Consider the following 18,566-nt stretch of genomic DNA (forward strand, 5'->3'; position numbering starts at 1 on the left):
TCCGCCTTACGGTTGTCCGGACAGGCCCGCGATGAAGTTCTCGTTGATCGAGATCAGGAAACCGAAGTCGGGCGCGTCCTGCTCCATCTCCCGTTGCACGGACATCGAAATCGAAACGATCCCCGCCCGTGTGGCTTCCGGCAGTGCGTTGGCGGGATCGCGCATCAGGTCGTTGACTGTCAGCCAGAGCCGGCGGTTGTCCGCCAGGGCGCGGACCCGCTGGATACCGGTGGCCTGCCGCGCCGACTTCAGCACGGCGGTGGCATGGCGGAAGACATCGGCCTCCTGATCGCGTTGGGAGCGATTGCGGGAGGCGGATTCATAGGCTCGGCTGGCCTGATTCGAGCGTTGCATGACAATCATTTTTCCCTATTGGATGGGGGAGGTCCGGCGTTTTGCCGACGACCGCGTCCTCGTGCTGGATAATGCGGCGGATCAGCTTGAGAGCCTGGTAGCAGTCATCTTCCTCGGCCGCGATCAGCGCCTGGTTCAGCATCAGGCGGACCAGGTCCGAGGTGGTCGCGTCGCTGAAATCGGCGATAAAATGCCGAGCCGCGTCCAGCCCGCCTTCGCGCTCCGGCTCGGTACCGATATAGGCGGTTTGCAGTGCGAAGTAGATCCGCCGAGCGGGACTGTCGGCCTGGTCCGGCGCCATGATCTGCTTGCCGAACAGGAAGCGTGCCCGCGCGGTCAGTTCGATACGCGACCGGGTCCGGAAACGAATCGGCGCGCCGTTCACGATCATGACCTCGCCTTGGCGCAGCTCCAGCACGAGATTGGACATGATATGCCTTCCGCGAAGCGAATACGATGCCTCATGGCCAAGGCCCTGCGGCTGGTTGTCGGTCGTTCAGTCTTCCGCGCGCGCCGCGCCAGCCGGCATGACCGGTGGCGCGATCGCGGACGGCGGATTACCTGAACAGGCTGAGCAGGCTTTGCGGTGCCGAGTTCGCCATCGACAGCGACTGGGTGCCGAGCTGCTGGCGGATCTGCAGCGACGTGAGCTGGGCCGATTCCTTGGCCAGATCGGCATCGACCAGGGCGCCAAGACCGCTGTTCAGCGCGTCGATCTTGTCGTTGTTGTAGCTGACCTGGTTGTTCACATAGTTGATCTCGCTGCCAACGGTATTGAGCCCCTGGCCGACCGAGTTCTGCTGGTTGATGAACGTGCCGGTCGCGGTCATCAACGCCTGGACCGTCGTTGCGCTGCCAAGTTGTGTCGTGGTGAACGCGATCGAGTTGTACAGCGCGGAGCCGCTGAATGTGGCGATGCCGTAGGACGATCCGGACTCGTTACGGGCGACCGCAACGCGGGAGAATGAGCCGTTGCTGCCGGAGACGTTTCCGATCAGGGTCTTTCCGTTATAGTCGGCGTCCTGGATGAATGTCTGGATTTGCGTGACCTTCGAAGCATACTGCTTTTCGTAGTTCGTACGCTCGTCCGCCGAAACGTTCCCGGATGACAGGTTCACCAGGATGTCACGCATGCTGTTCATGGTGTTCGAGATATCGTTCAGGCCCGACTGTGTCGTGGACAGCAGGCCTTGCACGCCGCCAAGCTGCTGGTTCGCGGCCGTCAGCGCGCCGACGGTCGAGCGCACCGATTGGGCGATCGCATACGCCGCGCCATCGTCGGTCGAGTCAGCGACGCGGAAGCCAGTGGAAACCTGCTTCTGCACAACACCGAGCTGCGTCTGCGTTGTTTGAAGCGACTGGAGCGCGATCATCGCGCCCATGTTGGTGTTTACGGAATCAACGGACATGGTGTCTTACCCTTCTAGTCCAAATTGCATCTGTGCTGCATCTTGCGGCTTGAGCGGAATAATGCGCGGTGAGAATTAACGAAAAATGAATCAAACCCGGTTTTTCATGCCGCCGGAAGAAATTTCGCCAGCGAAAGCGTGTTTTCACTGGCGATCAACTGGTAGGATGCCTGCAGTTGCGTGTTGGTCTGCGTCAGCTCGGATAAGGTCTGCGCCATGTCGACTTGCTGAACGTCGGAAACCTGGCTGGTCAGCGCCGTCTGCGTGTCGGAAAGCTGTGTCTGGATCGTGGTCAGGTTGGACTGGTTGTTGCCCAGCGCGCCGATGTCCGTGCCCATCGCGCTGACCACGCCGTTCAGGCTGGTCCTTGTATCCTGCACCAGGGCGCTGAAATTGGGATCGCTCACCTGCGCGCTGGTCATCGACCCGATCGTCGCCAGCGACCGCATCAGGTCGCGCATGTAGGACCCGGTGGTGGAGGTCGAGGTGTCGCTGGAGTTGGCAAAGGAATTGGCGCTCGCCAGCAGACCGATCTGCACCGTGCTGTCGGTGCCGACCTGCACCACCGGCGCGGCGAGACCGGCGGTCGGCTGCGACATGTAGGCCGAGAAGGGCGAGGTTCCGGCCGCGTTGGACTGCCCGATCGACAGGGTCGCGGCGATGGTGGCGGTGGAACCGTTGGTCGACAGGCTGGAGACGGCACTGTTGATCTGGGTGTAGAAGCCGGACGTCAGGATGCTGTCCGCCGCCGGCACCGGCGGACTGGTGCTGTCGGCGCCGCCAAACACGTAGACGTTGCCATCCTGCGTATCCAGCAGGCCGGCGACCTGTTGCAAGGCCGATCGCGCCTGCGCCGCCGTGCTGGAAACGCCAGAGGCCGCGTTGGCTCCCGACAGGTTGTTCATGTCGGCGTAGAAGGTCGAGGCGATGGACTGCAACTGGGTCAGCGCGCTCTGGCTGACCGTCATGCTCGACGTCGCCTGGTTGATGTTGGTCTGCCAGGTCTGCAACGATGCGATCTGCGGGTTCAGGTTCAGCGCGACGGATGCGCCGGCGCCGAGGCCGGCGTAGCTTTGCGACACCAGCCCGGTGCTGGCCTGCTCGGTCAAGGTATCCACCTGATTGCGCAGGCTTTGGCTGTTGGCGGTCAACTGCCCCATGATGCCGTAGCCGCTCTGGCTTATGCCGCCGATCCCGCCGCTCATGCGCCGGTTCCGACGGTTGTCAGCAACTGGCTGAACATCGACTGGACTGCCGCGATGATATGGGCATTCGCCTGATAGGCGTTCTGCAGGCTGATCATGTTGGACAGCTCGGTATCGATGTTCACGCCGCTCTGGGCGGTTACCTGGGCGACCAGGCCGGTCTGCACCGCCTGCTCATTGGTCAGGCTGCCGCTCGTCGCGGCGCTCTGCTGCGACTGCGCGGCGATCATGTCGGTGGCATAGTCGGCGAGCGAGGATGCCGAACCGAACGGCGCCGACAGGGTTCCGCCGGCGCCTAGACCGGCGGTGTTGAAGACGGGCTGCGCGACGCCGGTCTGCACGTCGTTGCCGAAGGTGTTGTTGATGACGCGGGAGATCAGGGTGGTAAAGCCGGCCGGTCCGCCAGCCGGGTTTGGCGTGAAGGCGCTCGCGCCCGTCGGACTACCAGTGATCGAGGTGGTGCCGTCACGCACCAGGGCGGCATTTGCGGTGATCTGCGGGTTGACCTGGATCGTCGCGGCGTAGCCGACGTAGCCTGCCTGGACCGGCGTTCCGCCGCCGCTGGGCACGTTGCCGGCGGGATCGGTGAACAGGCTCAGCCCCTGGCCGGCGAACCGGCTCGACAGGTTGGCGGAGAACTCGTCCAGCTCCGCCTGGCCGGTCGGCAAGGTCTGGTCGCGCAAGGTCAGGTCGGCGCCGATCCGGCCGTCGGTCAGGCTGCCGGTCACATCCGTCCCCCCCAGCATGACGCCGGGCAGGCCGCCGCCTGGATAGTACGCACCGGGATTGGCCGAACCGCCCGCGATGGAGAAGGGGGTCGTGCCGGCATTGGTCGGCAGCGACAGGCCGCCGGTGGTAACAAGCAGGATGCCGCCGTTCGGCTGCTGGATCGTCTTGATGCTGGTCAGGCCAGACAGCGTCTGCACCGCCGCATTTTGCTGGTTCTGCAGGTCCGCCGTGCTTCGCCCAGCCTGCTGGGCGGCAATGATCTGGGTGTTGAGCTGGCCGATGGTTGAAAGCGTGGTGTTCAGGGTCCCGACAGCCGAGACCAGATCGTTCTGCACCGCCTGGCTCTGCGCCGAATAGGCTTGGCTCAGGTTGTTGATGCCGCTCGCCAGGGTGGCGGCGGCGCCGACCACCGTGCTCTGTTGCGTCTGGCTGCTGGGATCGGTCAGCAGGGTGGAGAACTGGTTCTGCAAGGTGCCAAGCAGGCTGCCGAGATCGTTGCCCTGGCCGACGGTGCCGAGGACGCTGTCGATCGACTGCAAGGCGGTCTGCGTCGTGGTGAGGCCTGTAACAGTTGCATTCTGCTGCTGCAATGATGCCTGCAGCGCCTGGTCGACCTGGATGGTCGCCGGTCCGGTACGGACACCCAGCCCTTGGCCATCCGCCGTGATGTCCTGCTGCGCGCTGCTCTCGACCGCATACGCAGGCGTCCCGGCATTGGCGACGTTCTGCGACACCAGCGCGAACTGGGCGCTGATGTTCGCCAGGCCACCGGTGGCGATCGAGAGGGCGCTGTCGAGACCCATGCTCTATCCGGTTGCGGTCAAGCCACCATGCTGATGGTGGTCTGCAGCATCTGGTTTGCCGAGGTGACGACCTTGGCGTTCGCGGAATAAGCCTGCTGGGCGACGATCAAATGGGAGAATTCGGTCGCGATATCGACGTTCGAGCCCTCGATGGAGCCGGTCACCAGGTTGCCGGCGCCGTTCGTTCCGGCCGCGTCGGCCAGCGGCGTGCCGCTGGTCAACGTGCCGGTGAACGCCTGGCCATTCTGCCGCTGCAGCGAGTCGGGGGCGTTGAACGTCACCAGCGGAACCTGGGCGACGGTCCGGGTCTGACCATTGTTGTAGTTGACCACGACATCGCCGTTGGCCTGCGTCGTCACGCCCGAGAAACTGCCTGGCGGGACACCATCCTGCGTCAGACCTTCAAGATTGTATTTGGTACCGGCATACTGCGTGACGCCCTGGGCCGATCCGTAGGTGCCAAGGTTGAGCGAGATCGTCTGGTTGCCTTGCCCAAAGTTCGTGGTGAACTGCAGCGTCGCCGGCTGTCCGGCGGTAAAGCCCGTGGCGGTTACCGTGCCAGGGTCGGTGGCCGAGGTGGCGATCTGCCCAATGGTGCCTTCCGGCACCGCGTTGCCGCTGGTCGCACCAAACTGGATGGCCGCCGATCCGGCGTCCGGGTTGCTGGTGTCGTCGGGCACAGCGACCTGAACCGTCCAGTCGCTGGCCGCATTCTGCGTAAAGTTCAGGTTGACGGTATGCGCCGTCCCCAGCGAATCATAGACGGTGATCTGCGAGGACAGCGGCGCGGCGGTGGTCGCGGTACCGCTGGCCGGGGTTGCGGGAAGGTTCGCCGACAGCGTCACATTTTGCGTCGAGACCGGGTTGTAGCTGGTCTGGGTTACCTGGATCGGCGCCAGCGCGTTCTGATCGACCACGCCGCTGGTTGGGTTCACTGACCATCCGTTCAGGTACTGCCCAGCATCGTTCACCAGATAACCTTGCGAATTCATCGTGAAGTTGCCGTCCCGCGTGTAGTCCTGCTGCGGATTGAAGGTCGGCGTGCTGGCGCTGCTGGTGCTGGCGCCAGTCGCCTGCGACACCGCGAAGAAGCCCTGGCCGGAAACCGCCAGGGCCAGCGGGTTGTCCGACTGACTGATGGTGCCCTGCACGTTGTTGACATAGTCAGGCGTCGCCACCACCGCGCCCGGCTGGTTCTGCGTCGCCGTGCTGGTGGTGAGATAATCCTGGAAACTTGTATCGACACGCTTGAAGCCGGTGGTCTGGCTGTTGGCGACGTTGTCGCTGATATTGCCGAACGAGTCTGATTGCGCGGTCAGACCACTGATCGCGGTATCGATGGCGCCGAACAAGGACATCGGAAGAAGCTCCAGAACTGAATAGCCAGAAAGAGAGCAGAAAGCGTGCCAATCCCGAAGTAACGGATTTTGCTGGCTTCTCGGCTTCGCCAGAGCGGCAGAAACAAGCCTGGCGGCAGAATTGACCCGGCAATATCTGCCTGGTGGGCCGAACATGATGGCACGCCCGAGTGGGTTTTCGGCCTGGCCGGCGGATGAGGCGGCTTGGCCCGAACATTGCCTAGTCCCGGACCAGGAGAGACATCATGCACGCCGCCCTTGCGACCGCGCTGCTTCCAGGGGGAACAGCGTCCGCTCTGTCCCTATCGGCATCGGCCGCACCGACTTCGTCCGGGCCCTCGGCCTCGGGCGGGGCGGATCATGGATTTCAGCTTGCGCTGCAAGCCGTGCAAGATGCCGCGACACCGACGGCTGCCTCGTTGCCCGCCGGCGGTGCTCCGCCAGGCCTGCGGGCGGCCGCATCGTTGCCTGCAAGCGGTGCTCCGCCAGGTCCGGAATCGGCTGGGACCGCCGTCACACAACCGCCGGGGACTGCCGCCGCGCCGGCCGAACCTGAACCGGCCGCCGCGGCCTTTTTGGGCGCACCCGCTCGGCCTGCGCGGACCGAGCAGAAGACAGCCAGCGGGGGAACCGGCAAGGGACCGACCAAGGCCGATCCTGCGATCAATGATGAGGATGGTGGTCAGGCGGCCGGCGCCACAGCGCAAGATGCGCCTGCGTCCACGCCGGTGAATCAGGCCTCGTGGCCTCCGACGTCGCAGGACGCGGTGCCGCCAGCGGGCAACGGAAATGAGCCATCACCCAGTCCCCCGCCGGAGACGCCTGTCGCGCCGACAGAAGATTTGACCGCGCCCGCCGTGGCTGCGTCCGCCGCGACAACGGCAGCCCCGACCGCCGCCAGCATTGCGGACGGTCCTGGCAGTGCCAAGCGTACTGGCCGCTCGACAACGCCTTCCACGGCCGCCGCCTGGCAACCTGTCCCGACCGATGTTGCCCTGCAGGCGATCGCGGCAGGTCACACGTCTTCGGGTCAAATCTCTGCCTCGGATTCCGGGACAACGTCCGCGACCATACCTCATGCGATGGGCCTGGGCTCGTCGGGTGTGGTTCCAGCGGGCATGGTTCCAGCGGGCGCGATCGCGGCAGGTCCGTCACCGGCTTCGCGGAACGAGATAGCCAAAGCCGCGCCACAGGCCGGCGGCACCGGACAGCCGTCGCGGCCAGGTGAAACGCCCGCGGCTCCGGCGAAGGCCGAGACGCTGTCGGTGGCCGCGGTGGCGAAGGTGGACGCTCAGACACTGACGATCCTGGGCGATCCGGCCGGGACCACCGACCTGACGGCGGGTCTGGCACTTCCCGCCGTCGCCGGATCGGCTGATCCGCGGGCGACGACACCCGTCCATCCGGCCAGCGGTTCGGCGGTCGGCAACCTCGCCTCGCCCGCCCAGCAGGTTGCCCCGGCGTTGCTGTCAATGACGCAGAGCCACGATGGCACGCAGCACATGACGCTGCGGCTGAATCCGGCCGAACTAGGCATGGTGCAGGTGCGGATCGATCGGGCCGCCACCGGTCCGGCGAGCGTGGCGATCACGGCGGAGCGTTCCGATACGCTGCAGATGCTGCGACAGGACACAATGCAGCTACATCGCACGCTCGATCAGGCCGGCGTGCCGGCCGAGGGCCGAACCATCAGCTTTCACGTCGAACCGGCAGGCCAGCCCGCGTCGTCGGGCGGCAACACGTCCTCCAACGGCAACTCAGGTGGTTCATCCGGGGGTTCATCGGGAAACACCCCAGGGCACACCGGCGGCAATGCCAACGGCAGCGGATCGGGCGGCTACGCGGCACGGGACAACGGCGGCTACGCCGGCAACCGGCGGCCGAACCTTCCGGCCTCGCAAGCCGAGCGGCAGGACGAAACGACGACCCCCACATGGCTGCGAGTCGGCCTCGACATCACCGCCTGAACGTCAAAAGGACCTTTGAGCCATGAGCATTTCCGCCACCAACAACGCCACCAACGGCACCGGCGCCACCACCAGCGGCACCGGCGCGTCATCCTCCGGTTCCGCCATCGCACAGACCGGCACCGCCGCGATCGCCGGCCTCAGCAGCAACTTCAACGACTTCCTGACCCTGCTGATGACGCAGTTGCAGAACCAGGACCCGACCAGTCCGCTGGACTCGAGCCAGTTCACCAGCGAGCTGGTGCAATTCTCCAGCGTCGAGCAGCAGATTAATACAAACACCAACCTGACGCAGTTGATCTCGCTCACCCAGGCCAGCCAGGTCGAGCAATCATCCTCCCTGCTCGGCAAGCCAGCGACCGTCACTAGTTCGCAGCTTTCGCTGCAGAACGGCGTCGGCGCGATCAACTTCAACACGAGTACCGCGGAACCGGTGGCGATCGCGGTCTACAACAAGGCCGGGGTCGCGATTCAGAGCGGAACGCTCAACAGCAACGCCGGCGCCAACACCTGGCAGTGGAACGGCGCCAACGCCAACGGCGTCACTCAGCCGGATGGGGCCTATACCGTCACCGTCACCTCGGTCGGCACGAACGGCGCCACGTCGCAGATACCGTTTACCGTGACCGGCACGGTCACCTCGGTGCAAAACACCAACGGAGCCGTCCAGCTTCAGATGGGCGGCCTGACGGTGCCGTTCAATTCGGTTCAATCGGTCGGGAGTTGAGGCATGGCCGTGGTGGGATACTGCTACCTCAAGGCGCGGCTACCTCAAGGCGTGGACGGGCGGTTGGCGTCGTCACGGTAGATCAATAACGGCCGGGGCAACCCGGCCAGGCATCAGGCATGGTTGCCGCATTGCATTGCAACGGACCCGTGGGTCTGGCTTCGAGAATAGCCGCCGGGCCGCGTCCAGCACCGCAAGGCGTGAGTGGCCGGCCCGCGTCCGCCATGACACAAGGCCTAACCGACACGCGCCGATCCCCGTTTTCCCGCATCTTGATGGTTGGGACATGTCAGGCGGCGCGCACGTCGAGCCATGTGCTCTGATAGGTGGCGCCGGCGCCCATGTCGGTATAGGTGTCGGCACATAGCATGTTTACAGTGCCGGCCTCGGCTTCCTCATCCGGGCGCTGGCCGGGAACCAGGACCACGCCGGGCTGAACCTCATCGCGCACCCGCAGACGCAACGCGATCTCGCCGCGGTCGTTGCTTAGCCGCACGATCTGGCCATCGGTCAGGCCGCGGGACAGAGCGTCGGCCGGATGCAGCACCGCACACGGCGTCCCTTCTCGCTCGCGCAGGAACGCCACGCCGGAAAAGGCGGTGTGGCTCTGGAAGTAGCCCGGGGTCGTCAACAGACGCAGCCGGTCTCCCCCATCGACCGGGTCAGCCGGATCAGGGTGCCAGTCCGGCATCGGCGGCAGCCCCTGATCGGCGAGGGTGGCTGAAAAGAACTCCAGCTTGCCGGACGGCGTGCGAAACGCCTGGCCACCCTTCCCGGCGATCGAGACCGGCTCGCCGGTCAACAGCCTGTCCGGATCGACCGCCGCGGCGCCGGTCACGCCGTTGAGCAGCGCCCTCAGCAGGTCCGGCGGCGCCAGGCTGAAGACTGGATCGGTCAGCCCCAGGCGCGCCGCCAGGGTCTGCGTCAGCCGCAGGTTCGACCAGGCTTCGCCCTGCGGCGCCACCGCGCGGTGACCATACTGCATGTAGTAGCTGCCGTAGCTGCGGTAGAAATCCTCGGTCTCCAGATAGGTCGTCGCCGGCAGCACGATATCGGCGAAGCGGGCGGTCGCGGTCATGAAGGGATCGTGCACCACGGTGAACAGGTCGTCGCGCGCCAGGCCGGCGCGGATCCTGGTGGTATCCGGGTTGGTCACCGCCGGGTTGTTGGCGGCGATGAACAACGCGAGGATAGGCGGATCGGTCGCCTGCTGCAACGCCTCGCCTAGCCGCAAGTGGTTGATGGTGCGGGCCGCGGCCGGGCCGGACGGCTTGCGCACCGCGTTGTAGTTCAGCTCGAAGGACGCCGCGGTGGCCAGGCTGGCGCCGCCGCCGTAGCGGCCATAGGCGCCGGTCACGCCGGGCAGCAGCGCGACGGTCCGCAGGTTCTGGCCGCCGTGGGTGAAGCGGCTCATGCCGAAGCCGATCCGGATGAATGGCGTGCGTGCGGCGCCGTACAGCGCGGCCAGACGCGCCACATCCGCGGACGTCAGGCCGGTGATCGCGGCGACGCGGTCCGGGGTGAAACGGGGAAGCACATCACGCTCCACCTGGTCGAAGCCGATGGTGTGTGCGGCGAGGTAGTCGCGGTCGGCTTTGCCGTCGCGCACCAGCACGTGCATCACCCCCAGCGCCAGGGCGGAGTCGGTGCCGATGCGGATCGGCAGGTGCCAGTCGGCGGCCTGTGCTGCGCGGGTGCGGCGCGGGTCGATGACGACGAGCTGGACGCCACGCTTGCGGACCTGCTCGATCTTCGCCCAGAGATGAACGTTGGTCGCGTGCAGGTCGGAGCCCCAGCCGATGACGAGGTCGGATTCGACAACGGACTCCGGATCGGCACCGCCGATCGGGCCGACGGTGGCATCCCATGCGGCCTCGGCGCAGGAATCGCAGACCGTGCCGCCGAGCAGACGGCTGCTGCCCAGTGCGTGGAACAGCCCGTTCGTCAGGCCGCGGTTCATCAGGCCCTGATGCGCGCTATAGGCGTAGCCCAGGATCGCCAGCGGCCCGTGCACCGCGATCAGGTCCCGCCAGCGGCCGACGATCTCGTCCAGCGCCTGGTCCCAGGTGATCGGCGTGAAGCGGCCGTCACCCTTCGGACCGATGCGCCGCAGCGGCGTTGTCAGACGCTCCGGCGAGTGCACCAGGTCCATGTCGCGGTTCACCTTGGCGCAGGCGAACCCGGCGGTGAATGGCTGGTCCGGATCGCCCTGGATGCGGATCACCCGACCCTCCTCGACATGCGCCAGCAACGAGCACATATCTGGGCAGTCATGTGCGCAGACGGTCCGGATGATGGGCACAGCGTGTCTCCGCGATGGATCGATGGATCAACTACCGCGAAGGATGGCCTGGCGGGAAGGACCACTTGGCACGCGATCTTGTGGACCAGTTCGATCGGCTATCCAGCGCGACATGACGCTACCACGGTCCAGGGAGTGAACCAGTGACTCTCGACGAACTTGCGGACTTTTTGATCTCCACCAGCGCACCTGCCGGCTGCATGGACCTTTCGGAGCTTGACGGATTTCTCGCCGGCCTGATCGCCGGCCCGGTCGAGGTGCCGCCGCGGGAGTGGCTGGCGGAGGTCTGGGACAACGAACAGCCCGACTACCAGAACCCGGCCGAGGCGGACGCCGTGCTGCAGGCGATCTTCGCCCACTTCGCGACGATCGAGACGGCGCTTGATACGTCGCCTTTGGTCTATGCGCCGATCCTCTGGCAGGACGCCTCCGGCACCACCGTGACGGACGACTGGGCGGTCGGGTTCATGCAGGCCGTGAGCCTGCGCCCCGAGGCATGGCAACCGGCGCTGGCGGACGAGGACGCGTCGCTGCTGCTGATCCCGATCGCCAGCCTAGCGGAGATGGGGGTGCCGGAGTCGGAGCGCGGCGAGCAGGCGCTGACGGACGAGGCGCTGGAGGGTCTGATCCAGGACGCGGAGCAGGTGCTGCCGGTCTGCGTTCTAGGACTGCGGCGGTTCTGGCGCGACCGCGCCCAGGGTGTGGGCATGGTTCGGCATTAGTGTCCTGCCCCCGAAGTTCGTCATACCTCATGATGGGCGGAGGGCATAGGCAGGCCACTGAAAACAAAGAGCGAGTGGCCGGGGCAGGGGTTCGCCCACTATGGCGAACTTCTGACCCAGGACATTCCCCATCATGATGCGTCAGCTCGCCGTTGACCGACAACAGCGCTTCCGCGATCGGGTTGGTGGCCCTATCCTGCCATCATGAACCACGATCCTCGTATTGCCGTCGACACTGATCGTCCCGCTGTCGAAGCTGTTGTCCGATCGGCTTATTCTCATTACGTGCCGCGTATTGGTCGGGAACCCGGGCCGATGCTCGACGACTACGGCGCGCTGATCCGGCAGGGGCGTGTCCATGTCGTTGATCATAACGGGGCGATCGGCGCCATCCTCGTGCTGATCCCGGAGCAGGATGCGCTGCTGCTGGACAACGTGGCGGTCGCGCCGGCGGCACAGGGATTGGGCCTGGGCCGGAAGATGCTGCAATTCGCGGAGCAGGCCGCCCGGGATGCCGGCTATCGGTGCATCAGGCTCTATACCCATCAGGCCATGACGGAGAACATCGCGTTGTATTCCCGCATCGGCTACGTCGAGACGCATCGTGGCGAGGAGAAGGGGTTGCCGCGGGTCTACATGACCAAATCACTCGACTGATCGACGCGGGCGCCGATCACGCACGGTGGCATCGGTTGACGCATATGACGTGCTGGTGGTCGGTGGCGGCGCCCAAGGTCTTAGCCGCTGGCCGGCAACGCGCCTACGGCATCCCGCCTGGCTGCCTCATGAGCGCGAACACGCCGAATCTGTTCGCGGCGGGGCGCATGGCGGACGGTGACCAACAGGCGGGTGCGGCGATCCGAGTCATGGGAACCGCTTTCGCCACCGGTCAGGCAGCCGGCGTCGCGGCCTGACCGGTCGGGCACGATGGCCTTGCAAATCACCTTCTGTTCAAACAATCGAGCGAATCAGGCTTTGCCGTCCGCCGCAAGGGGATCATTGCGAATTTGTGTGCGGCCGATAGGGATAGGCCCGGCCATGACGGCGGGTGGTAGATGAAGCGGTTCCAGTCACCGTGAAAACACTCTAAAGCAATGTTCAAGCAGCGGGCGACGACCGTGCCTGCTCCGCATGCCGCCGCGGTACTTCGCCCTGCAAACGTAAAGTTTCCCGACACATTGTCGGCAAGGCCGCTCAAGCGCCTTTGAAATTCCAAGATGTTTTCTTATGGCACCAATCTTGCTCACGCTATTGTATGACGCAGGGCCGAAGGCTTTAGCCCTGCATTTGTGTGGAGCAAGCGATGAACCGGATGTTAACACTTGTCGTCGCCACGGGCGCGGTGCTCGGCACGGCGGCGGCGCAGGCCACGACGATAACAACGGCAACACAGACCATCACCTTCGGCCCGGGGCCGACGGAGTTCGTCAACGCGTCGCAACCCCTGGCGCTGTTCAACAGCGGCCTCGGTAAGCTCGACTCGGTCACCATCGGCGGCAGCTACGGCTTCACCTCCACCATGACGATTACCAACAGTGCCGCCAACGCCTCCAGCGGGTCGGCGAGAACCGAGTCCGCGGCGGCCTTCAACTCCGGCAACAACGCGATCAACAGCGTGATCCAGAACTTGCTCGACACCAATGGATCAAGCACGGTCGGCGGAACGACGCTCAATCCAGCGGCGTTCGACATCCTTGGCGGCAAGTCGAACTACAACCTTGCTGCCGGTGCCTCGACAACCGCGAGCAGCAATGCGAGTACGGTGATCATCGCCTCAGTGACGGACAATACCGCGGCCGACCTGCAAGCCTTTCAGGCAGCCGGCGGCGGCGCCGCCAACGTGCTGTTCAATACCGCGACCGCGACCGTTCTCTCCAACACGGGGGGCAATACCAGCGCCATTGAGAACACCGCCGCAACCGGCAAGATGACCCTCTACTACACGTACGACCAAACCTCGCCGCCGGTACCGCCGCCGGCGCCGGTGCCGGAGCCCGCCTCGATTGCCCTGCTCGGCGCCGGCCTGCTGGGCGTTGGCGTGTTGCGCCGGTCCCGCAAGTAATCCCAATCGGCGCTGACCGGCTGACCGGCTGGCCGCGGCACCGGCCGATGGCGCCTTTGGCCGATCGCGGATGACCTAGTATCTGATCGCAGAGAAGCGTGAGACGCGTAGCGGCCACGTTTCGGCGCGTGAATCAGATACTTCAGGCCAATAGCGACGTATCACGCTTCTCTGATGCGCGATACTAGAGCGTAATCGCCTGAGGCTGACCCAGTCAGAAGGCATGAATCACACGATCAAACAATGAATTAAAGTGCGATTCGTAGGTCAACCTAAACCAATCACGCTTTAAGCCTGCCCATCCATTCGGATGCCGGGCAGCCTCTCGGTTCAGCGTGTAGAAGTGGCATTCGTCCACCTCATCGGCCTGCAGCCGCCGCACCTCTTCGGCCGCCGCCACGATGCCGATCATTCGCCTGATCTTGAGATCTCGTCGGTGCCCCTCGAACAGCCGAGTCGTCCAGCACGGCACACGATCGCGCCGCACATGGCGGAAAACTTTACAGCCTGGGCGCAATTCGAAACCGACATAATCCCCGGCATGATCGGCGCGAAAATGGCCGTCTCGACGCGCAGGTCCACAATACGAAAGTAAACCGATGTGTTGAAGAAACACCAGGTGATTGCTTTTGTCGCGCCGATATCCGGCTTTCGCTTTAGAGCGTGATCGCCTCAGCTCGACTTTCCGCAATTTGGAGGTTTGGACGATCATGTCATGGCCCAGAAGATATCCTGGTGAGTGATAAACGGTAGCGCCTCATCGAGGGACAGGATCGTCCGGCCGAACGGACCTGTGGCGGTCCATCGCTCGTTCCAGAGCGACCAGTAGAGAATTTCGAACTTGTTGTTTGATGGCGTTGCGCGCAGCCGCGCGACCGGTGCGCCGGATCTAGCATCGTAGAGTGTGTAGCCGCGGTTGCGTCGTTCCGCCAATAAGGTCCCTCTGGCGCAGCGGAAGGCCTCGATGTGCTGAATGATTGCGTCGTCCATCGCGCCCCACGATAGACGCTTTCGCAGCGCGATGTCGTGATCCCTTCGTGATCCCTTGGCGGATTGTCCGATCTGTGCCGCGGGGCTCTTGCGCGGCATGGGCGTTTTGCTTGGATATCTGCGATGATCGCCAAGCGCACCCAACGCATCCCAGTCGTCTCCCCTGTGCCCGCGATCCTGCTGACATGGCTGGCCCCGTTTCGCCCGTGCTTCACGGCCCCGGTCTGGAACCACATCCTGGTGCTGGTTGCCGGCGCCGTCCTGGCCCCCGGCAAACGCACCGTCAGCCAGGCGTTGCGCGTCATGGGGCTGGCCGCGCAGCCTGGCTTCGGCCGCTACCATGAGGCGCTCAACCGGGCGCGCTGGGATGCCCGCGCCGTGGCGCGCCGGCTGCTGCATCATCTGCTGGCGGTGCTGGGTCCGCAGGGTGAGGTGGTCATTGCCATCGACGACAGTATCGAGCGGCGCTGGGGTCGCAAGATCGAGGCCCGCGGCATCTATCGTGACCCGGTGCGTTCGTCGCGTGGCCACTTCGTCAAGACCAGCGGCCTGCGCTGGTTGTCCTTGGCCGTCGTGCTGGCGGTGCCCTTCGCCGGCCGGCACTGGTCGCTGCCGTTCCTGACCGTGCTGGCGCCCTCGGTGCGCTGGAGCGAGGCGCACGGCCGGCGGCACAAGACCCTGACCGATCAGGCGCGTCAGGCGATCCTGCAAAGCAAGCGCTGGCTGGCGGATCGGCGTGTGGTGGTGGTCGCCGACAGCAGCTTCGCCGCCCTGGAACTGATCGCCGCGGTGCGCCGCCATGTCTGCCTGATCACCCGGCTGCGTCTGGATGCTGCCCTGTTCGAACCCGCCCCCGCGCGCCGACCCGGCCAACGCGGCCGGCCGGCCTTGAAAGGCCAACGCCGGCCCAAACTTAGCGCCGTGCTGGCCGATCCCGCCACCGTCTGGACACGGGTCACGATGGCCGAATGGTATGGCGGCCAAACCCGCGTGCTGGACACGATCTCCGGCACCGCGGTCTGGTACAGCTGCCGCCTGCCGCCCGCCCCGATCCGCTGGGTGCTGGTGCGCGATCCCACCGGCGCGCGCGACGCACAGGCATTCCTGTGCACCGATCTCGCGCTTGACCCCATGGCGATCCTCAGTCGGTTCGTGTTGCGCTGGCGGATCGAGACCACCTTCCAGGAGGTCCGCCAACATCTGGGCGTCGAGACCCAGCGGCAGTGGTCCGATCTGGCCATCCGGCGCACCACCCCGGCGCTGCTGGGGTTGTACTCGCTGATCACCGTTTGGGCGCATGGGCTGATGCCAGCGGCGAACACCGCAGTCCGGCCGCATACCGCCGTTTGGTACGACAAATCCCAGCCAACGTTTAGCGACGCGATCGCCGCCGTTCGCCGCGTGCTTTGGATGCCCGAGGGTTTTTCCATGTCCCGGCAGCACACCGAGCACGTGCAAATTCCCGCTCCATTGCTACAACGCTTCGTGGAGACACTATGCCTCACAGCATAAATTGCGGAAAGTCGAGCTCAGGCTGACCCAGTCAGAAGGCGTAAATCACGCGAACAAACAATGTGTTAAAGCGCGATCCGGTAACAGGGGCAAAACTGTGGGCAGCGCCTGTTCAGGCGGGGCGGAACTGGCCTCTGACATACCGATCGAGCGGCTGAACGACGATGTGCCCTGGCGTCGTGAGTCTGCTGCCCAGATAGTCCCAGAGCGCGATGCCAAGTTTGTCGCAGGTCTTGGCGAGACCCAGAAACGCATCACGGCAGTCGCGGCCGCCGTCGCTGCGTGTTCCGGCGCTGACGTTTCGCCGGGTCACGTAGCACCGGATGTCGTTCTCTGACCCGTTGGTGTGGAGCGGGATTTCTGGCCGCTGCAGCACCATCAGCAACTCGGCCTTGTTGGCATGCAGCCGCTTGAGCAAGCGGTCCAGCGTGACGAAGCCGGTACGGCGCAGGAAGATGCGGTCGAACCGCGCGCGCAATCCGACAGCCCGGCGCGGGCTTGGCTTGAGCCGGTAAGCCTTGAGACTGGTGTAGAAGTCCCAGATCAGGCTGCGCACCCGGGTCTGCGCCGCGCGATGCATGTCGGTGAAGGCGTCCAGCTTATGCACCAACCGTTCCGCATGGACCCAGCACAGCGCGTGATGTCCGACGTTGAACTGGCCGGCGTCATCGCTCAGCACGACGGCATCGCAGAGGAATTTGTGCGCCTGAACGCTGCCCCACACGGCGGCCTCTGTGGCAACCCGCACCGGATCGGGCGTCACCTCCAGTGCGGTGAAGCCAAGGCGGTCGAGATGCGCCAGCCATGCTTTGTGATTGGCAAAGCGCGTCTCCGGCTGACCCGCAAGGCGGGCGATCAATGGCGTGGCCAAAGAATGCTTTCGCATGTAGCCATAGGCTGCGTCGTTGAGCACATAGTCGCTATGACCGGCACGCAGCAGGTCGAGGAAGTTCAGCCGGGTTTTCGATGTGCGGGTGGCGAACCAGGTGAACCAGTCATTGCCGATCTGCGTGCAAAAGCCGTTCTTGGCCTTATGCCGTGCCCCGGTATCGTCCACCGAGACGTAGGGCGCCGTCGCCAGCCCGGCGCGCAGAACGTCCTGGGCTTCGGCGACGAAATCCGCCTGCTTGTCAGTCAACAGGCGTTGTAGCTGGCGCTTCGAGATCGACACGCCGACCGAGCGCAAGAGTGTCGTCAGCCGGGCTAGCGTGGACTGCCCCTGATGGTAGTGCATCAGCACGAAGCGGCGAAGTTCGGGACCAAAATGGCCATCGATCCCCGCCGGCAACGGCGCCAGCAGCGTGCGTCCATCCGGCGTGACCCAGCGCTCGCGCTGGTACCGGGTTGCACATACCGAAATCACCAGATCCTGCACCAGAAATGGCTCATGACCCCGGAAGCACGAGCCTTCCGGGACGGCGACCTTCACCACTTGGTCTTCGATGCTGACCCGGGGCGCCACCTTGCCCCGGAACCGCCGCTTCTCGTTCTTGGCGGGCCTGGGCGGCTCTGTCCCCTTGTCCATGCCGCTCGGTTTGATCGTCGGACGGCCCGTCAAACCTTTCAGACGGGCGATCTCTTCGCGTTGCTCACCAATGACCTTTTCCAGAGCGGCGACTTTACCAAACAGCTCAACCAGCAGAGCCTCAAGCTCTGCACGACTCAGCCCGGAAAGGGACGGTGGCGCCGGCACACCTGTAAAGAACCCGACCAAGTCGAGCCAGAGCAAGAGAAAATGCGACGGTGCCCACAGTTTTGCCCCTCTTACGCGATCCGTGGGTCAACCTAAACCCATCGCGCTTTAATATGAGGAAACTGCGGCAGTCCGCCTAAACAGGTTTGCGGGAAGATTGACCAGAGCCGGTGGTCTTGAGGACGGACTGCACAAACGCGGTTTTTGCGTTGCTGTAGGCGTTTCGGTCATCCTGGTGTTTCTGCGCTAACTCCTGCTTCAGGCGGGCATAAGCGCCTCGCACCTCAGGATCGCGCCGCAATGAATCTCTGAAGGAAGTCAGTGCCAGACCATCGGGATGGTCGTGTTGGATGATTTGCAGATGGTGGGTTCGTTGCGTCGGGTTCGGTCGCAAGAACCAAAGACGATAGTTATGATTTGGATCCTCCGGCCAAAATAGCCAGCCGTCCGCTTCCAGGACCGGAATTGCCGCGTGGCACGCAGCCAGCGATCGCACCGGCGCCAACAGATCGACAATCGGCTTCGATCGCAATGCCGGCACGGATGTTGATCCGATGTGCTCGATCTTTGCCGCAAGCCACGGCCTCAGGAGATGTGCCAGCCGCGCTTGCTGTTCGGCGAAACGATCCTGCCACGCCGGATCGTAGTCAGTAAGCGCTATGGACTGATCTAGCATGGACAATCCTGCCGAATTCTAAAACAACCAGTCCCATACGATTTCTGACGGATTGTG

The 18,566-nt window shown here is 64.6% G+C and carries 18 protein-coding genes; 7 read left to right on the plus strand and 11 right to left on the minus strand.

Features of this window, described 5'->3' with window-relative positions; all coding sequences use genetic code 11:
• Positions 1–6: 6 nt before the first annotated feature.
• The 6 genes from ACQY4S_RS26810 to flgE all read right to left on the minus strand — a co-directional run bounded on the left by ACQY4S_RS26810 (position 7) and on the right by flgE (position 5,858).
• On the minus strand, positions 7–354 hold the full coding sequence (locus ACQY4S_RS26810) for a flagellar biosynthesis regulator FlaF (RefSeq protein WP_428488234.1): 348 nt from the start codon (positions 352–354) through the stop codon (positions 7–9).
• Positions 320–784, minus strand: coding sequence for a flagellar biosynthesis repressor FlbT (locus tag ACQY4S_RS26815; RefSeq protein ID WP_428488235.1), 465 nt, complete (start codon positions 782–784; stop codon positions 320–322). Before ACQY4S_RS26815 ends, ACQY4S_RS26810 begins: the two co-directional genes overlap by 35 nt.
• Before the next feature lie 127 nt (positions 785–911).
• Positions 912–1,763, minus strand: a complete 852-nt coding sequence (locus ACQY4S_RS26820; protein ID WP_428488236.1) for a flagellin — start codon at positions 1,761–1,763, stop codon at positions 912–914.
• 104 nt (positions 1,764–1,867) lie between these two features.
• Positions 1,868–2,968: a flagellin gene (locus ACQY4S_RS26825; protein WP_428488237.1), complete on the minus strand. Its 1,101-nt coding sequence runs from the start codon at positions 2,966–2,968 to the stop codon at positions 1,868–1,870.
• Positions 2,965–4,500, minus strand: coding sequence for a flagellar hook-associated protein FlgK (flgK, locus tag ACQY4S_RS26830; protein ID WP_428488238.1), 1,536 nt, complete (start codon positions 4,498–4,500; stop codon positions 2,965–2,967). The genes ACQY4S_RS26825 and flgK overlap by 4 nt, the downstream gene beginning before the upstream one ends.
• Before the next feature lie 17 nt (positions 4,501–4,517).
• On the minus strand, positions 4,518–5,858 hold the full coding sequence (flgE, locus tag ACQY4S_RS26835; protein WP_428488239.1) for a flagellar hook protein FlgE: 1,341 nt from the start codon (positions 5,856–5,858) through the stop codon (positions 4,518–4,520).
• 245 nt (positions 5,859–6,103) lie between these two features.
• Here flgE and ACQY4S_RS26840 point away from each other — a divergent pair, with 245 nt between their 5' ends.
• Positions 6,104–7,825, plus strand: a complete 1,722-nt coding sequence (locus tag ACQY4S_RS26840) for a flagellar hook-length control protein FliK (RefSeq protein WP_428488240.1) — start codon at positions 6,104–6,106, stop codon at positions 7,823–7,825.
• A 22-nt stretch (positions 7,826–7,847) separates the two neighbouring features.
• Entirely contained in the window at positions 7,848–8,552 is a 705-nt protein-coding gene (locus ACQY4S_RS26845) for a flagellar hook assembly protein FlgD (RefSeq protein ID WP_428488241.1), read from the plus strand.
• 289 nt (positions 8,553–8,841) lie between these two features.
• Here ACQY4S_RS26845 and ACQY4S_RS26850 read toward each other — a convergent pair whose 3' ends face one another.
• Complete coding sequence (locus ACQY4S_RS26850; protein WP_428488242.1) at positions 8,842–10,854, minus strand: molybdopterin-containing oxidoreductase family protein; 2,013 nt, start codon at positions 10,852–10,854, stop codon at positions 8,842–8,844.
• A 143-nt stretch (positions 10,855–10,997) separates the two neighbouring features.
• On the opposite strand from ACQY4S_RS26850, the gene ACQY4S_RS26855 reads away from it, so the two are divergent.
• The 4 genes from ACQY4S_RS26855 to ACQY4S_RS26870 all read left to right on the plus strand — a co-directional run bounded on the left by ACQY4S_RS26855 (position 10,998) and on the right by ACQY4S_RS26870 (position 13,638).
• A complete protein-coding gene (locus tag ACQY4S_RS26855) occupies positions 10,998–11,576 on the plus strand; it encodes a UPF0149 family protein (RefSeq protein WP_428488243.1) in 579 nt (192 codons plus the stop codon).
• 315 nt (positions 11,577–11,891) lie between these two features.
• Positions 11,892–12,233 (plus strand): GNAT family N-acetyltransferase, encoded by a 342-nt coding sequence (locus ACQY4S_RS26860; RefSeq protein ID WP_428488244.1) that lies wholly within the window; start codon positions 11,892–11,894, stop codon positions 12,231–12,233.
• A 44-nt stretch (positions 12,234–12,277) separates the two neighbouring features.
• Complete coding sequence (locus ACQY4S_RS26865; protein ID WP_428488510.1) at positions 12,278–12,490, plus strand: FAD-dependent oxidoreductase; 213 nt, start codon at positions 12,278–12,280, stop codon at positions 12,488–12,490.
• Positions 12,491–12,879: 389 nt separating this feature from the next.
• The gene (locus ACQY4S_RS26870; RefSeq protein WP_428488245.1) at positions 12,880–13,638 is read left to right on the plus strand and encodes a choice-of-anchor E domain-containing protein; all 759 of its coding nucleotides are present in this window, start codon (positions 12,880–12,882) and stop codon (positions 13,636–13,638) included.
• A gap of 214 nt (positions 13,639–13,852) precedes the next feature.
• Here ACQY4S_RS26870 and ACQY4S_RS26875 read toward each other — a convergent pair whose 3' ends face one another.
• Positions 13,853–14,350, minus strand: a complete 498-nt coding sequence (locus ACQY4S_RS26875) for a methylenetetrahydrofolate reductase (RefSeq protein WP_428488246.1) — start codon at positions 14,348–14,350, stop codon at positions 13,853–13,855.
• Complete coding sequence (locus tag ACQY4S_RS26880) at positions 14,347–14,727, minus strand: hypothetical protein (protein ID WP_428485857.1); 381 nt, start codon at positions 14,725–14,727, stop codon at positions 14,347–14,349. Before ACQY4S_RS26880 ends, ACQY4S_RS26875 begins: the two co-directional genes overlap by 4 nt.
• Positions 14,728–14,751: 24 nt before the next feature.
• Between ACQY4S_RS26880 and ACQY4S_RS26885 the strand changes: the two genes are divergently transcribed.
• The gene (locus ACQY4S_RS26885; RefSeq protein WP_428485858.1) at positions 14,752–16,140 is read left to right on the plus strand and encodes an IS701 family transposase; all 1,389 of its coding nucleotides are present in this window, start codon (positions 14,752–14,754) and stop codon (positions 16,138–16,140) included.
• A gap of 112 nt (positions 16,141–16,252) precedes the next feature.
• Here ACQY4S_RS26885 and ACQY4S_RS26890 read toward each other — a convergent pair whose 3' ends face one another.
• Together ACQY4S_RS26890 and ACQY4S_RS26895 are read right to left on the minus strand one after the other, a co-directional pair.
• Positions 16,253–17,665, minus strand: coding sequence for an IS66 family transposase (locus tag ACQY4S_RS26890; protein WP_428487382.1), 1,413 nt, complete (start codon positions 17,663–17,665; stop codon positions 16,253–16,255).
• Between the two features lie 304 nt (positions 17,666–17,969).
• Complete coding sequence (locus ACQY4S_RS26895; RefSeq protein WP_428488247.1) at positions 17,970–18,509, minus strand: GrpB family protein; 540 nt, start codon at positions 18,507–18,509, stop codon at positions 17,970–17,972.
• Between the last annotated feature and the right edge of the window lie 57 nt (positions 18,510–18,566).

The sequence above is a fragment of the Rhodopila sp. genome, assembly GCF_965276935.1.
Lineage (GTDB): Bacteria > Pseudomonadota > Alphaproteobacteria > Acetobacterales > Acetobacteraceae > Rhodopila.

What these genes read in the sequence shown, in the direction of transcription:
- ACQY4S_RS26865 (WP_428488510.1), top strand. Translation starts at nt 12,278, where the DNA reads ATGACGTGCTGGTGGTCGGTGGCGGCGCCCAAGGTCTTAGCCGCTGGC.
- ACQY4S_RS26825 (WP_428488237.1), bottom strand. Translation starts at nt 2,968, where the DNA reads ATGAGCGGCGGGATCGGCGGCATAAGCCAGAGCGGCTACGGCATCATG.
- ACQY4S_RS26880 (WP_428485857.1), bottom strand. Translation starts at nt 14,727, where the DNA reads ATGCCGCGCAAGAGCCCCGCGGCACAGATCGGACAATCCGCCAAGGGA.
- ACQY4S_RS26815 (WP_428488235.1), bottom strand. Translation starts at nt 784, where the DNA reads ATGTCCAATCTCGTGCTGGAGCTGCGCCAAGGCGAGGTCATGATCGTG.
- ACQY4S_RS26895 (WP_428488247.1), bottom strand. Translation starts at nt 18,509, where the DNA reads ATGCTAGATCAGTCCATAGCGCTTACTGACTACGATCCGGCGTGGCAG.
- ACQY4S_RS26870 (WP_428488245.1), top strand. Translation starts at nt 12,880, where the DNA reads ATGAACCGGATGTTAACACTTGTCGTCGCCACGGGCGCGGTGCTCGGC.
- ACQY4S_RS26890 (WP_428487382.1), bottom strand. Translation starts at nt 17,665, where the DNA reads ATGGACAAGGGGACAGAGCCGCCCAGGCCCGCCAAGAACGAGAAGCGG.
- ACQY4S_RS26840 (WP_428488240.1), top strand. Translation starts at nt 6,104, where the DNA reads ATGCACGCCGCCCTTGCGACCGCGCTGCTTCCAGGGGGAACAGCGTCC.
- ACQY4S_RS26810 (WP_428488234.1), bottom strand. Translation starts at nt 354, where the DNA reads ATGCAACGCTCGAATCAGGCCAGCCGAGCCTATGAATCCGCCTCCCGC.
- ACQY4S_RS26860 (WP_428488244.1), top strand. Translation starts at nt 11,892, where the DNA reads ATGCTCGACGACTACGGCGCGCTGATCCGGCAGGGGCGTGTCCATGTC.
- ACQY4S_RS26845 (WP_428488241.1), top strand. Translation starts at nt 7,848, where the DNA reads ATGAGCATTTCCGCCACCAACAACGCCACCAACGGCACCGGCGCCACC.
- ACQY4S_RS26875 (WP_428488246.1), bottom strand. Translation starts at nt 14,350, where the DNA reads ATGATCGTCCAAACCTCCAAATTGCGGAAAGTCGAGCTGAGGCGATCA.
- ACQY4S_RS26885 (WP_428485858.1), top strand. Translation starts at nt 14,752, where the DNA reads ATGATCGCCAAGCGCACCCAACGCATCCCAGTCGTCTCCCCTGTGCCC.
- ACQY4S_RS26820 (WP_428488236.1), bottom strand. Translation starts at nt 1,763, where the DNA reads ATGTCCGTTGATTCCGTAAACACCAACATGGGCGCGATGATCGCGCTC.
- flgE (WP_428488239.1), bottom strand. Translation starts at nt 5,858, where the DNA reads ATGTCCTTGTTCGGCGCCATCGATACCGCGATCAGTGGTCTGACCGCG.
- flgK (WP_428488238.1), bottom strand. Translation starts at nt 4,500, where the DNA reads ATGGGTCTCGACAGCGCCCTCTCGATCGCCACCGGTGGCCTGGCGAAC.